This window comes from Roseateles puraquae, assembly GCF_002205845.1.
In the GTDB taxonomy this organism is placed as follows: domain Bacteria; phylum Pseudomonadota; class Gammaproteobacteria; order Burkholderiales; family Burkholderiaceae_C; genus Pelomonas; species Pelomonas puraquae.
The window spans coordinates 1-13,396 of record NZ_NISI01000029.1 but is presented as its reverse complement, the minus strand read 5'-3'; the positions used below and the strand labels follow the sequence as shown (position 1 = coordinate 13,396).

13 protein-coding genes and 1 pseudogene are annotated in these 13,396 nt (G+C 61.1%); 7 read left to right on the top strand and 7 right to left on the bottom strand.

The window, feature by feature from the left end; translation table 11 throughout:
* Positions 1-524: 524 nt before the first annotated feature.
* Positions 525-950 carry a hypothetical protein gene (locus tag CDO81_RS27950; protein ID WP_144397448.1) on the top strand — a complete coding sequence of 142 codons (426 nt, stop codon included), beginning with the start codon at positions 525-527 and terminating at the stop codon, positions 948-950.
* An 86-nt stretch (positions 951-1,036) separates the two neighbouring features.
* Here CDO81_RS27950 and CDO81_RS27245 read toward each other — a convergent pair whose 3' ends face one another.
* Together CDO81_RS27245 and CDO81_RS27240 are read right to left on the bottom strand one after the other, a co-directional pair.
* Positions 1,037-2,245: a tyrosine-type recombinase/integrase gene (locus CDO81_RS27245; protein ID WP_088486413.1), complete on the bottom strand. Its 1,209-nt coding sequence runs from the start codon at positions 2,243-2,245 to the stop codon at positions 1,037-1,039.
* 337 nt (positions 2,246-2,582) lie between these two features.
* Positions 2,583-2,789 (bottom strand): hypothetical protein, encoded by a 207-nt coding sequence (locus CDO81_RS27240; RefSeq protein WP_088486412.1) that lies wholly within the window; start codon positions 2,787-2,789, stop codon positions 2,583-2,585.
* On the opposite strand from CDO81_RS27240, the gene CDO81_RS27235 reads away from it, so the two are divergent.
* On the top strand, positions 2,788-3,711 hold the full coding sequence (locus tag CDO81_RS27235) for a Kiwa anti-phage protein KwaB-like domain-containing protein (protein WP_088486411.1): 924 nt from the start codon (positions 2,788-2,790) through the stop codon (positions 3,709-3,711). The two genes, CDO81_RS27240 and CDO81_RS27235, sit on opposite strands and share 2 nt — an antisense overlap.
* Before the next feature lie 50 nt (positions 3,712-3,761).
* Here the strand turns inward: CDO81_RS27235 and CDO81_RS27230 are convergent, their stop codons facing one another.
* The 3 genes from CDO81_RS27230 to CDO81_RS27215 all read right to left on the bottom strand — a co-directional run bounded on the left by CDO81_RS27230 (position 3,762) and on the right by CDO81_RS27215 (position 6,831).
* Positions 3,762-4,325, bottom strand: a complete 564-nt coding sequence (locus tag CDO81_RS27230) for a type II toxin-antitoxin system VapC family toxin (protein WP_088486410.1) — start codon at positions 4,323-4,325, stop codon at positions 3,762-3,764.
* A complete protein-coding gene (locus CDO81_RS27225) occupies positions 4,322-5,065 on the bottom strand; it encodes a hypothetical protein (protein ID WP_144397447.1) in 744 nt (247 codons plus the stop codon). The genes CDO81_RS27230 and CDO81_RS27225 overlap by 4 nt, the downstream gene beginning before the upstream one ends.
* Positions 5,066-5,589: 524 nt before the next feature.
* Complete coding sequence (locus CDO81_RS27215; RefSeq protein ID WP_158218455.1) at positions 5,590-6,831, bottom strand: metallophosphoesterase; 1,242 nt, start codon at positions 6,829-6,831, stop codon at positions 5,590-5,592.
* A 423-nt stretch (positions 6,832-7,254) separates the two neighbouring features.
* On the opposite strand from CDO81_RS27215, the gene CDO81_RS27210 reads away from it, so the two are divergent.
* Positions 7,255-8,646, top strand: a complete 1,392-nt coding sequence (locus CDO81_RS27210; protein WP_088486406.1) for a tyrosine-type recombinase/integrase — start codon at positions 7,255-7,257, stop codon at positions 8,644-8,646.
* Positions 8,647-9,168: 522 nt separating this feature from the next.
* Here the strand turns inward: CDO81_RS27210 and CDO81_RS27205 are convergent.
* A complete protein-coding gene (locus CDO81_RS27205) occupies positions 9,169-9,411 on the bottom strand; it encodes a helix-turn-helix domain-containing protein (protein ID WP_088486405.1) in 243 nt (80 codons plus the stop codon).
* Between the two features lie 194 nt (positions 9,412-9,605).
* Here CDO81_RS27205 and CDO81_RS29355 point away from each other — a divergent pair, with 194 nt between their 5' ends.
* Positions 9,606-9,815, top strand: coding sequence for a helix-turn-helix transcriptional regulator (locus tag CDO81_RS29355; protein WP_088486404.1), 210 nt, complete (start codon positions 9,606-9,608; stop codon positions 9,813-9,815).
* A 3-nt stretch (positions 9,816-9,818) separates the two neighbouring features.
* Positions 9,819-10,439: a hypothetical protein gene (locus CDO81_RS27945; protein ID WP_144397445.1), complete on the top strand. Its 621-nt coding sequence runs from the start codon at positions 9,819-9,821 to the stop codon at positions 10,437-10,439.
* 1,047 nt (positions 10,440-11,486) lie between these two features.
* Here CDO81_RS27945 and CDO81_RS27190 read toward each other — a convergent pair.
* Positions 11,487-11,877: pseudogene (locus tag CDO81_RS27190) on the bottom strand (IS66 family transposase); the annotation flags it as partial.
* 279 nt (positions 11,878-12,156) lie between these two features.
* Between CDO81_RS27190 and CDO81_RS27185 the strand changes: the two are divergent.
* A complete protein-coding gene (locus tag CDO81_RS27185; RefSeq protein ID WP_088486402.1) occupies positions 12,157-12,390 on the top strand; it encodes a hypothetical protein in 234 nt (77 codons plus the stop codon).
* Between the two features lie 476 nt (positions 12,391-12,866).
* Positions 12,867-13,396: IS110 family RNA-guided transposase (locus CDO81_RS27175; RefSeq protein ID WP_144397444.1), on the top strand; the 530-nt coding region annotated here is incomplete at its 3' end.

Sequence of the window (13,396 nt, the reverse complement as noted above, 5' to 3'; positions counted from 1 at the left end):
GAGGAAGTTACCCACAACCTGAGCCCGAAGGGCTCGAACAAGGGTGGGTCAAGATTGGATGGAAACGGTGGGTCAGGATGGCGTGGGAATCAACACACAGCCAACAGAAAGGGGCAACGCCCTTCAAGGCGTTGCCCCTCTTTCCATCTTGACGTTAGCTTGGTCGAGCCCTGCCATGTCGGGGTGAGGCAGGCAGCCTCACCCGCTTCTCCAGGCTCGCTGTTTCCGGTTCCAAAGATGTAGCGAGCCCGGGACCGAGCCAAGGCGACGCCAAGCAGACGGTGCCGTGATGCCAGCTACTCGCGACGACGGCTCGCTTGCTCGGTCGGCTTGCAGGTCTACTCATGGGAGGAGACTAGAAGTACCTCCCTCAGGAAGTGAGCCAACGAGGCGAACTCGGCAAAGCCCAACAGGCTTTGCCGAGTTCTCCGACTTACTACCGTCGCGTGTCCCAAGCCGAAACGAGACCAGGTGAGGCAAGCAGCCTCACCTGCTTCCGCAACATCAGGTTGAAGGAGTTCGCCATGAAGCTGAAGCTACGACTTGTCTCGGCAGCGGCACCAGCTGCTGCGCAACAGCTTGCGCCGTCGGCACCAGTGCCAACACAGCCTCGCCGACGCCTGCAGCTGCCACGGTGCGCCACCGAGCAACGCCCTCCACCCTTTCTGGCAGCGACGCGGTACGACTGGTTGAGGCTCGCCGCCGCGCACCGCGGCAAGGTGACACAGCTGGCGGTGATGCTCAGCTGTCTGGCTGCCGAGCAGGGTTCATCAACCGTCCGGCCGACACGCGCCGCCCTCCGGCGCTTCGCCGTCAGCCGGGATGCCGCCTACGACGCGCTGCGCAAGCTGGAGGCTGCCGGCCTGGTCTACGTGTGGCGCCTGCCAGGCCGCGTGCCCAAAGTCTCGCTGGTCGAGCCAGGAACGGACCAGGCACTAAGGCTCAGCTAAAAAAGACGATGAAGATGCCCCTTCGGCCGAAGCCGAAGGGGCACCAGCAGTGAACGCGACATCCGTCAGCCACGTCGCCAGAACACTCAGACTGCTTGGCTACCTGCCGTGCTCATGGCGCGCGGCACTGCGGCGCCAGAAGCCACGGCAGCCATCGCCTCAGACGCTCTCCGCGCCGTCTCGGCGGCCAGGTGCGCGTAGCGCATCGTCATCTGCGGCGACGAGTGCCCGAGCAGCTTCTGCACCTCGTACAAGTTTGCGCCGCCGGAGTTGATGCACGTCGCCGCGAAGGTGTGCCGAAGATCGTGGATCCGCATGCTCGGCGCCCCCATGCGAGCCAAGGCCCTGGCCAGCGCTTTTGTGGGGTTGTCGATCGGCTTCCCCGCCTTCGCCCCGGGGAAGAGCCACGGACTAAGGCCACGACTGGGCAGCGACTCGATCAGCGACTTCGCAGCTGAGTTGAGGACCACGTAGCGAGCGCCCGTCTTTGTCTTCGGCAGGTGCAACAGCCCACCGTCCAGGTCGACCTGAGCCCAAGTGGCGCGGAGCACCTCGTTGCGGCGGCACCCGGTCAACAGAAGCAGCCGAAGTGCGCTGGCAGCGACCGTGTTCTTGTCCTCCGCCAGCGCCGCTTGAAAGCGCACGATCTCTTCAGGCGTCAGGAACCGCTCGGTGCGTCTCTCTTCCTTGAACTTCGGCAGGCCGAAACACGGGCTGCGGTCGATGACGCCAAGGGTCATCGCGACCTTGCAGATGCGGGCCACCAGCGCGTGCACCCGGTTGGCCGTGGCCTTCTTGCGCTTGCTCGCCACAGTCGCGATCAACTGCTGAACGTCGCGCGTCGTCAGCTCTGACATCTTCTTGTGGCCCAGCGCCGGGTAGACGTGGACGCGCAGGCGGCAGGCATCGTCTTTGTGCGATGCCTTGCGCTCACGGGCATCAGGCATGTAGACCTGCTGGCAGAACTCTCGAAACGTCGGCATCTCCGCGAGCCGATCTGCCGCGGCTTGCGGATCGACGCCACGGTCCAGATCGGCGCGCATCTGCTGCGCACGCTGGCGGGCCTCGGCAACGTCGATCCCAGGGAACTCACCGATGCGTGCGGCTCGCTTCTGCCCACCATGGGTGTAGCGAAAGTAGAAGGTCTTCCTCCCCGCCTTGGAGACCTGAAGCTTCAAGCCTGCCAGATCTTCGTCGCTGTACTCGATCTTGGACCCCGTACTAGTCGGCGGGCAGGGAGGCAGCTTCTGCAAAGCACGATGACTGAACGAAAAGCGTGTGGGTGCAGTTGTCATGATGGTGAAGTGGCTGCGGTTGCGAACGGCGCGGGACCACCACCGGACCCCGATGACGGGTCGGCAGTAGGGCCACGGCCATCGGGGTGTTGTGGGGTTTTGAGGCGTCAACCGACGCGAAGCGGACTACTTGACCGATGAACTGCCGGCACCGCGTCTGCCGCGGTGCCGCGCGACACACGCCCTGCTAGTCCTGTGCACGTCGTAGACGTTTCCGCCCAACGCGACGCTTAGTCGCTGTCGGCGTTGGACAGGTCCAGGCAACCAGCGGGGGCGCCAGTCCGGCGCCCCCGCGTTGGGGTCCATCTGTGGTCGGCGCGCCCGCATCGGCGCGTGGTCAGCGCGGCGGCTGGTTGGCTTTGGCGCGGTCCGCCAAGACGGCGGCCAGCGCCAGGCGCTCGGCCTCACGGCGCGGCAGGCCACCGTCGTACTCGAAGACGGCTGCACGCTCCTCGAAGGCCTCCCGCTCAGCTTCGTCGTCCAACTGGCTCACCTGACGGGCAACGTCCGGGTCCAGCGGCTGTGCGTAGTTGCGTGAAGTCATGGCGTCAGTACTCCGACGGCTGAAGGATGGTGGTGCTCGTGCGGTCGGCCTCGCTGATGATCCAGACGCGGTCGGCGTCTGCGGCCGGGCCGTCGGCTGCCCCTGCGCCTTTCCGCTGAGCAATGATCTGCAGAATGAGATCAACGATGTCTTCCGGGCTCAACGGAAGGCGTTCTTGGACGGCATCGTGGCCACCATCGACTTCGATGGCCGGTACCGCCCAGAAGAAGGCGAGTTGCTCGTCATCAAGGACTTCGTTGACCCCGACTCGCTGGCAGACATCGTCAGGAACCCGATCGGCGTCGAGCAGTTCGACCCCAATGTCCACTCACTTGAAACGGTGAAGGCAATCTTCGCAGGGTGCCCTGACGGCGGCGACCAAGTGCTGATCCAGCTGTTCGAGCAACGCCGATTGCTTGCCACGAAGAACGTGGCCATCTTCTTCACGGGCAACACCTTTCAGCGGATGAGCGACGCCGGCCTTACGTTGGACAGCAAGTTGCTGGCTGTCCTTGAGGGCAAGGACTTGAAGTTTCAGAGCTTCCACTTCCTTCGCCGCGTCTTCGACGTGGACGACCATTTCAAGGAAGCCACAGCAACGGACGTGAAGGCGTTTGCCGCCCATGCTTCCCTCACCGCTGCCAACCCTGCTGCCTTCGAGGCCGCGACAAGCTCAACCATGAGGCGCAAGATCGCCCTGATCCTTCAGTCCGGCGTGCTCGACAAGCACCCCGTACAGACGATCGTGGCCACTGCGAAGCCCTTCAAGGTCAACATCCAGACCTCACCGAATGGCCAGATCGTGTTGCCTGACAGTCCGTCTGAACTGTTGAAGCTGCTTCGCTTTCTCGACGAGGATTACTACGAGTCACCTTTGACTCAGACGCAGTTCGTGTCGAACTCCAAGCGTGTGGCGGACTGAGCCCAGGCTGGCGAGGCACAAGCAAGCTGACCCAGGCAGCCTGCAAGCGGCTAAGCCGGCCGTGGATCCAAAGGCAGTTTGTGCTGCCGAGCAGAGTCGGGCAGAGGTAGGTCGCCAATCGTCCAGTGCTGAATGCCGGCCCGTAGGGCTGCAGCGCGAACGCCGTCGTCGGCAGAGATGATCGCCTTTGCACCACAAGCCTTGGCGATTGCGACGATCTGCCGATCAACCTTGACCTTCTGCCGATTGCCGTTGCCACCGTCCTTCTTCGCAGCGGCGGCATCTTTGCCGCTGGCTGCCGCTCGGGTCGCGCGGCCGTAGGCGGCTGCATCGAGCAAGGCGCACTCCGTAGCGGCCTTGCGATCGAAAGGCGCAACCTCGATGTAGGCCTTGCGCTCTAGCTTGTCTAGGTACTCCAGGCCCGCCTGCTCAGCGCCGGCAAGAAACTCGGCCAGCGCCGGCATGGGGATGACGACTTGGCCCTTGGACTTTTCCATGCTGGCCACGAACTCATCGATCCGGGCACGATCATCATCACCAAGACTGGCGTCAACCAAGGCCACCAAGAAGTTGGTGTCCACCGCGACCTTCTGCTGTGCGCCGAGCTTGATCAATGAATCCCCCTCAGCTCACGCCAGAAGTCGTCGGGACTTTCCGCGGCACGCCAACCGCTGTCCGGCACTGCTGCAAAGTCTTGGAACACCTTCGACAGCGGCGTGTCTTCCAGAACGTCGAACGACTTCGCCGTGCACTTGTTCGTCTCTGGGTGCCAACCGTCTTCGCCGCGGACCCAGTGCCCACGCACAGTGACGCGCACGCAACCGTTCCGGAAGTGCGCCAGGATGCCACGCGCCAGACTTTCATCCCGCACCAAGACCTTCACGTCGTGGCCATCAAGGCCGCGCAAGTGAAGGTGCATCGTGTCGTCAGCACCAACCAGGCCGGTCACAACACCATCCACAGTTCCTTCCTGCCAGACACGGATGACTTCCTCGTTCGCCGCCGGCACGCCGTGGAAAAGGTGGATGACGTTGTCGCTGGCATCAAGCAACTGCGCTTCTTTGATGCCATCGGCACCCAGCATCGCCTCTAGATCAGCTGCGATTCGGGCTGGCCGGCTGGTGGCCTCTGTGTGCACCAACTTCAACCGCACCTGAACGTGCTGCAGCCGCTCTTCGGGCACGAACGCCTTCAGACCGGTGCTCGCCTTCTTGATGCCTTTGAAGATGGGTTGGTTCTCAGTGCCAAGAAGCTCGGCGAACAGGCGCAGGTACTCGCCCAACCGGTCCATCGGGACTCGGTCAGGGTTCCGCTTCAGCATGCGAAACATGAAAGACCAGCGAGGTTCAGCCATTTACGTCAGTCTAGGTCGAACTACGACGACCACACACCGGGGCATCACCAAGTGTGCAGCAGACGCGACGCCACTCGACGGTTAAGTTATCAACTCAGATTCCTTTGCCGAGGATCACATCCTCGATCTGCTGCTCAAGGGACCGCCCGGCTGGGTCAGCGTCAGGCGCCACGGCCAGCAGGAACAAGCACCGGCCACCACTGCTAGCTTGCCACTGCCGGCCCACCTGAGCTTTCTCGCGTGTGTCATCCGTGCCCAGCAAGAACTTGCCTTTGTACTCCACGGCCAACACGCGCCCATCGCCAAGCTCGGCGACGAAGTCGGGGTAGAAGTAGTCGGTCGACGTCGGCAGCCAGAACGAGAAGCGCTCATCGCGCTCGACGTTGCGCACCCAGTGCTTCACGCGCCGCTCCTCGTCGATGGCCCGTGCACACACGAATTCCTCGGCCAGCTCGCCGCGTTCAGTGCGCTGACGCAGGTCATGGATGCGGTTGTTGCCGTAGTAGTGCTTCTGGAAACGGTAACTACCAGCGTAGAACGGCGGCCGGCCGGGGTAGCGGTCCGGGTGGAACGTGAAGTGGTAGCGGAAGCTGTCCGTCAGAACGGGGGCGGCTGCGAGGCCCGGCAGCGCCTGCTGGAAGCCATGCACGACAGCGCGCTGGCGCCGTGCGTCCAGCTCGCGGCGCACTGCCTCGGCCAACTGTCCCGACCATCTCGCCAGTGTCCAGTACAAGCGTCTTCTCCGGCCAGCGCAGAAGCCCTAGTCGGCTGCGCGGCGCAGTGTCTGGACTCTTGCGCTCCTGCCAGCGCCCGCCGACCGAAAAGTCGACACAGAAGACCCTGCCCCGGGGCCCCAGCCAAGCGCGCGGGCTGACGCCGTCGAAGAGGTCGGGGTCGCCTTTGCCGAGGGCCTTTCGGTCCAGCGGCAGGAACTGCCGCCAGTAGTGACCGACCACCACCGGCACGTCGTCGGTGTAGTCGTCCCACCAGCGCACGCGCTCGGCAAACCGCCACTGCCCGCTGGCAAAGAACGGTTGTGCAGCGCGACGCTCCACACCAGACGTCAGGACCCGCACCGGGTTGAGCATCTGGCGGTCTTCGTCCAACTGGCCCACAGCGTGGAGCATGGGCATGTCGACCTCTGGATCGGCGAAGTGATGCCGCCATGTGGCCTTCTCATGTTTCGCCTGGGCAACCACCCCACGGCTTTCCAGCAGGCGGTCGGCGTCGTCGTCCAGCCTCGTGAACAGCTCGCCGAAGTCGCCCCCGGTTGGAAGTGCCGACAGCGCCACCATCGACGGCTCATGCCATGCCGCGTGCACGATCCGCAGGTCAGATCGCACCAGCGCAAGCGGCAGACGTTCGAAGAAGGCGAGCATCTCCGGCCCTGCCGCAGGGTCGGCCCAGTTCCAGGGGTGGTAACGCCGGTCGTGCGCAGTGTTCTCGTTCCAGAACCAGTCGTTGCCGGCCTTGCGCTCACCGCGCAGCAGGTTGAGTTCGTGGTTGCCGAGGATGCACGATGCCCGCCCGCCGTCGATCAGGCGCTGTACCAGTCGCACGACACCCGGGCTGTCCGGACCGCGGTCGACAAGGTCGCCCAGGAACACGAGATGCCGGCCATCGGGGTGGCGGCCTTGTTCGTCGTAGCCGGCCACAGCCAGCAGGGCCAGAAGTGCGTCCAGCTCGCCGTGCACATCGCCAACGATGTCCAGCGGGCCGTCAGGTAGCGTTTCGATCATGCCTTCTCCCAGTTCTTTCTGGGTCATGATCGCACCGGGGTGGCTCACCAGAAGAGCCACAGGCGGGCAGACACGCCGTCCCGCGACAGGCCGGGCGACACTCGCCCCGGACGAAGCCCCACAGATGCACCGCTCAACGGACTTTGGCAGTCCGATGAACAGCATCACTCACCCACAATCAACGCTAACTCGTTGTCTGGCTTGGGTTTTATTGGTAGGCCGTGCAGGACTTGAACCTGCGACCAAAGGATTATGAGACGAGCGCGCGGGATTTGGAGACCTTTGGAATGATGGATCAGTCCGTCTCATAGAGAGTCAAACCGCATCAGATCGAATCACAAAATTCCTTATAAATCAACAGGTTACGATCGCAAGGCAAACTTTTCTGCCCTACATTCGGCTGCGCTTCGGCAACGGTTGTCGGTGTGCTGTGGCAACGGAGGGCAGATCATGTCGAAGTTCGAACCGCTCTCAACCGCCCGGATAGCGGCTGCGAAAGCTGCGGGTAAGGACACCTGGCTTGCTGACTCGGACGGAAGAAGGGGATTCGGCCGATTGATGCTTCGCGTCAGCCCGAACGGAGCGAAGCATTTCTACTTCAGGATCTGTTCCGGAGGTCAACGCAGGAGCGTGCCGCTGGGCCCGTACTCAAAGGACTCAAAGCCCAACCACTTGACGCTCAAGCAGGCGCGTGAAGCAGCCCAAGATCTGCTGCCCCAATTGCGAAAAAACCCGATGCCCGTCCAAACGGCGCCGACGCCAGCGGAGTCCTCACTATCTCGTTTGGGGAGCCATCCCAAGAAAAGTGCGGCGGCGCCCGTACCCAAACAGGGGGATGTTCCGCAGGTTGAACCGTCGCTCGGTGGCGGGACACTCGAAGAACTCTGCGCAGCCTATGTCGATCATCTTCGAAGAGAGGGCAAAGCGTCAGCCACCGAGGTGGAGTATCGTTTTCGACGCTACTTGAACGGGACTGCCCTTGGGCGAACGCCTGCAGCGCAGGTGACTGGAAAGGCAATCGCGTCGCATCTCCGCGCGATGATAGATAAGGGCATAGGTACTACAACACGGCAATTGCGGTCGATTATCGGTACGGCTTATTCTCTTGCGCAAAAGTGTGACACCGACGCTTCGGTGAGTGGCGATTTCTCAAAGTTCCAAATTTCCACCAATCCGGTCAATCAAACCGCTTCACTAGCAAAGCTGACAAAGCCCCGACAGCGAACTTTGAATTCGGTTGAGCTAGCGTACCTATGGCAAACGCTTGACACGGAAGTCAACGACTCGGTTGCGCAGCGCGTCTCCGACCGCTTCATCCGAATGACACTTTTTCTGGGTGGGCAGCGATGCGAGCAACTTGCCAGGGTGACCACCGCCAATGTGGATACCGAGGCATGGACCATCACTCTACTAGATGGCAAAGGTCGCCGACCGGAGCCGCGAGTACACCGCATACCCATCTCAAATTACGCCCGTGACGACGTAAAGTGGCTGCTGCAATATGCAACTGACTTAGGTTCGTCTTTCCTTTTTCCTGGCCCAATCCGTCCGAAGGAAAGACTTACCAATGATGCTGTAGCCGCGCGAGTAAGCGTTATCAGCAAAAATCTCCTTAAGTTGCACAAAGTCCCTCGCTTTTCATATTCTGACCTCCGCCGCACGACACAGACTCTAATGACTTCGCTTCAAATACCGGAAGAAGTATCAAATCAAATCCTAAGCCACGGCCTCGGCGGGATTGTTAAGAGACACTACAACTCGTATCCGTACGAAAAGGAGATGCGACAAGCTCTTGAGCAGTGGGGGGCATATCTCACCTCGCTCAAGCCCCCTGCCCGCTGAGGGCGCCGACAAGATGCAATTATGCAATGAACTTATACATCGACACGGAAACCAACGGCTTTGGCGGAGAACTCATCTCGATTGCACTGGTCGCGGATGATGAGTCAGAGTGGTACCGTGTTCTTCCCTGCATTCGACCTACGGAATGGGTTCAAGCAAACGTCATACCAGTACTTCGAAAACGACCTTGTAGTAAAGACATCACGGTGTCTTCACGACGCATGTCCATGAGCTTGGGGCGTTGGTTACGACGATTCCGTTCCGTGCACGTCACTGCGGATTATCCAACAGACTTAGAACACTTTTGCCGAGCTCTTGTCGTAGGATCCGGCGAATACATATTGACACCGCCCCTGACTTTGGAGCTTCGGCACGACCTGCCGTCAATATCTGCACTGTCCAGAACACCACACAATGCACTTGAGGACGCAAGGGCACTGCGACAACTCTGTCGTCGTAAGCTCTGAATCGGAACCCTCACAGCGACCCGGTGGCTCAGCGTGGAGGGGATAAGCAATCGAATCAGGGCTTAAGCAGCTCAAATGGCTCGACACCCAATGCGCTTGCAAGGCGCTCGATGTTGTCTAGGGAAATGTTCCGGGCTTGGCGCTCTACATGGGCAACGAAAGTTCGATGCAGTCCGGCCTCGAAAGCAAGGGCTTCTTGCGAAAGCTCACGCCGCCGACGAAGCACCAAGAGGTTGGCTGCAAGTAGGCCACGAGCACTGAGCTTCTTCTTTGGCTCGCTGACCGGCGCTGAACTCATGCGCCGCAGTCTTCCGTCGAGTCGCTTTTAAGTCAGCCGCGTTTGAGTCACAATTTTTGGGATCGTTCGAGGATTGCGCTGCAGGAGAGAACGGTGACGCACCGGCGCTTCGATTAATGGCCTGGAGGTTTCGCGGAAATCTAGGGTGCATTAGCTCGTTGATGCAAGCTGAATGACGAAGCATCATCTCAGGTATGGATCCACAGACTGTCGACGAAGACTTGCGGCTTGTTCGCAAAAGCTATCTGTTGAAGTATGTGCTTCCCGTGAGCAAGGCGACATTCAATCGCTGGCTTGCGACTGGACGGTTTCCGTCGGGCGTGCTGCTAAGTGATCGGATACGGGTCTGGTCGCTTCAGGAAGTAAAGCAGTGGCTTGCCAGCAACCTCTCCGGAGAGGGGTAACGAATGCAGCTGACCTGTCCGGATCTTTTCGCCCTCGTTTGGCACACGCCGCTGACTCGGCTAGCAGCCGTGGCAGGCGTCAGCGATGTAGCGGTCAAGAAATGGCTCCGCAAGCGTGGCATTCCGACACCGGCTCGCGGCCACTGGGCCAAGGTGCAGGCCGGTCTGGTGGTTCCTCGCCCACAGATGCCGACTATGTGGCCGAACGTAGCCCCCGTAAAAATTTCGGTTGCAGGTCAAGACGAGCTAGAGGCGATGCTTCGAGACGCGCGGGCAGCGATGACAACTTGCGACCGAGCCGAGTCTGCAAACAAGAGCGAAGAATCAGCCAGTACACAACAGAAATTCCAGATACGCCCCCCGAACGGCGCGTCGCAGACGTTGGGCGATCCGAACAGCGGAGGTTCCGTGTCAATTCTGGACCAAATAGATTTCGAGGCGATTTCGGCCCAGCAGCGAAAAGTCGACGCCATCTTGAGAATCGGAGAATGCAGCGCACACCTCGATGACTTGGATCGATTGAAAGTTGAGGCATGGCTTGCACAGGCGCGACTCGAACTCGAAAAGAATGATCCCGCGCGCATTCTTATTCAGAGGCTGACTAACAGGAAGCCGCCTGACTGATGTACCGCTCTTACCAGTGGGCGTTGCCTTGGCACGCTTGGTCGTCTTCAGACCTCTTCAGCTTTACCACCCCTATCTAATTTTGATAGCACCTGCCGCAGTTCGCCGACATTCCAGAATGTGACGCCGCTTATTTTCGCAGGGGCTGGAAGTCGGCCGGTTCTGCTCCAGCGCCATGCGGTCGCGGCCGATATTCCGAACACCAATCGAACCACCGGAAGTCGAACTCGCGCGCAATCCGGAAGCTGATTGAAACGCGCCAAGGCTTGTTCGTCGGTTCGCATAAGTTGCGCCATGGCAATAACCGCTATATTGACCAGGGTGCTTGCCAAATTGTGGTGGGCGCTTGTTGCACCGTCGCAAACTGAACAGGGTTTACGCTGTACCGCTCTCCGCTTTCTAAGAAGACTTCCAGCCCGCTCACTCCGCCCAAGATATCCCAGCTGTCTTGGCGCACACTCGCTATTCGCTTGGCGCACAACTGTCCCTGGTCACCGCTACAAAGGCGCCCAAGGCTCCAAAGCTCCTCCACTTCACCAAAGACCTGACCAGCAACCGCCCTGAACAGCGCTTCTGAACTGCAGAGCAAGATCAGTCTAGTAGTTCGACTACCTCCATAGACAGTTCGCGCCAGGTGCACGTGCGTGCCTTGGACGATCTCAATCGTGTTCCAAAGCGTCCGATCGGGCTCAAATTGCAGCTCGTGACGACCAATCCCTTGAGTGACAAACAATTTTCTCACCTCCATTTGAATTGTGACCCAAACAATGGTGACTTAAAAGCATCAAACACCCATAGGATTCGAGACCAACGGCGGAGGGATACCGGCATCGCTTCTGACGCGTCGGCGCACGCGTGAATACACAACTTTCATATGCCGGCCTACTTCAAGCTGTCCTGAAGGTCTACGTGTGATACGTAATACGTAGCGTTTGCAATTCCCACCGTATGCGTTCGCCGAACTCACCTTGACGGCTGCAGCCGCGAGGCAGTGCAGATTCCCATCACCACCGGCAGGGGATGGGAATCGGTCCTCGCGAGTCGGTATCACGCGGTCGGCGCCCAGCGATGCGGCAGCAGTTCCGCGATCCGGCTGGCCGGCTGCGTCGGCAGTCGCTCCAGCACGTCGCGCAGGTAGGCATACAGGTCAAGCCCATTGAACTTGGCCGAGTGGATCAGGCTCATCACGGCCGCAGCCAGCTTGCCCGCGCGCAGACTGCCGGCGAACAGCAAGTTTTGCCGCCCCAGCGCGATGGGACGGATGCGGTTCTCCGCCCAATTGGTGTCGATGGGCAGCTCGCCGTCGTCGAGGTATCGGGTCAGCGCCGCCCAGCGCTTTAGGCTGTAGTCGATGGCCCTGGCGGGTGGCGGAGCCGTTGGGCACGCGCTGCCGCTGCTGGCGCAGCCATTGGTGCAGCGCGTCGGCCACTGGCCGAGCGATCTTGCGTGCCAGCAATCGTGCCGCGCTGTCGGCACCAGCCACAGGCATGCGTCCGGCAAAGTTATCTTGAACCGGCTGCCGCTTGCGACAAGGATGCTGTCCAAGTAACGTAGTTGACCGGTCGGCGTCTCGCCGAAGTGCCATACGGCGCGCTGCAAACCCACTGACGCAGGGACGCACGATCCGGCTCGGCGAGGGCTAGGCTGCGCGCTTTCTCAACACCTGCCCGCTGCCGCGCTCGACGGCTGCGCCACCCATCAAAGCATCGGATTTCGAATGACGTCACAGCGCAAACAACGACGCAGGGTCTACAGCCTGATGCGTGGGCGAGGCGGGGACGGCAGGCTGGAAGACAGGCAGTGGGACAGCATGCCGGCCGTCGGGCGCGAGTTCGGCAGCCCGGACTTCGATCGGCTGATGGAGGAAGACTACTGTCAAGGGCGAGGCGTCTTCGATCCTGCGCTTGCCGCCGCGGTCGGCAAGCGCCGTATGGGCCTTTTCAAGGTTTGAATGGCATCGACAGCTTCAGGCTGATCTGCGTCGTTTGCATACCGACACCTGAGCGGCAGCATCTATCCAAACCGCTCATCGGGCGCCGCAGGCCCTGACGGGCGGCTTCACCGCCGGAACCGGTCACTTGACAGTGGGATGGGCCACGCAGGGGCTCGAACGACAGCAGCGGCGAGCAGCGACAGACTCATGTCGACCCGCAGGACATATGGCTCTCAGAGAGCTCGGCGAGAAAGCGCTCTACGGGTTCGGGTCGCCCGTGCAAGTAGCCTTGGAACTTGCTGCAGCCCATACCCTTCAAATGCTGCTGCTGCCGACCTCGGTCACGCCCAGTTCGAAGCAAGCCTTGCAGCCGGCGAAGTCGTCGCAGATGAGCTTGCCTTGTAAGCAATGGGATGGACGCCCCCACCCGTAGACGGCATCGAAGTGCCACAGTGGATGTGTCAGCAACCACTCGATCGGAAGGAGCGTCCGCCATGCAGATTACGACGATCGGCCTCGATCTGGCCAAGAACGTTTTCCAGGTTCACGGGGTCAACGAGCGCGGGAAAGCAGTGCTGCGCAAGCAGCTGAAGCGCGACCAGGTTGCTCCCTTCTTCGCGAACCTGCCGCCCTGCCTCGTCGGCATTGAGGCCTGTGCCAGCGCTCACCACTGGGCTCGCAAGCTGCAGGCGCTGGGCCACACGGTCCGGCTGATGGCGCCACAGTTCGTCAAGCCGTACGTCAAGAGCAACAAGAACGATGCTGCAGATGCAGAGGCGATCTGCGAGGCGGTCAGCCGGCCGTCAATGCGCTTCGTGCCGATCAAGAACGTCGAGCAGCAGTCAGTGCTCTCTTTGCACCGCGTCCGCCAGGGCTTTGTGAGGGCACGCACGGCTCAAGCGAACCAAATTCGCGGCCTCCTTGGCGAGTACGGCCTGGTGGTGCCGCAGGGCATCGCGTACATCGCCCAGCGCGTGCCACCGCTCATCGAAGATGCCGAGAACGAGCTGCCCGGCAACTTCCG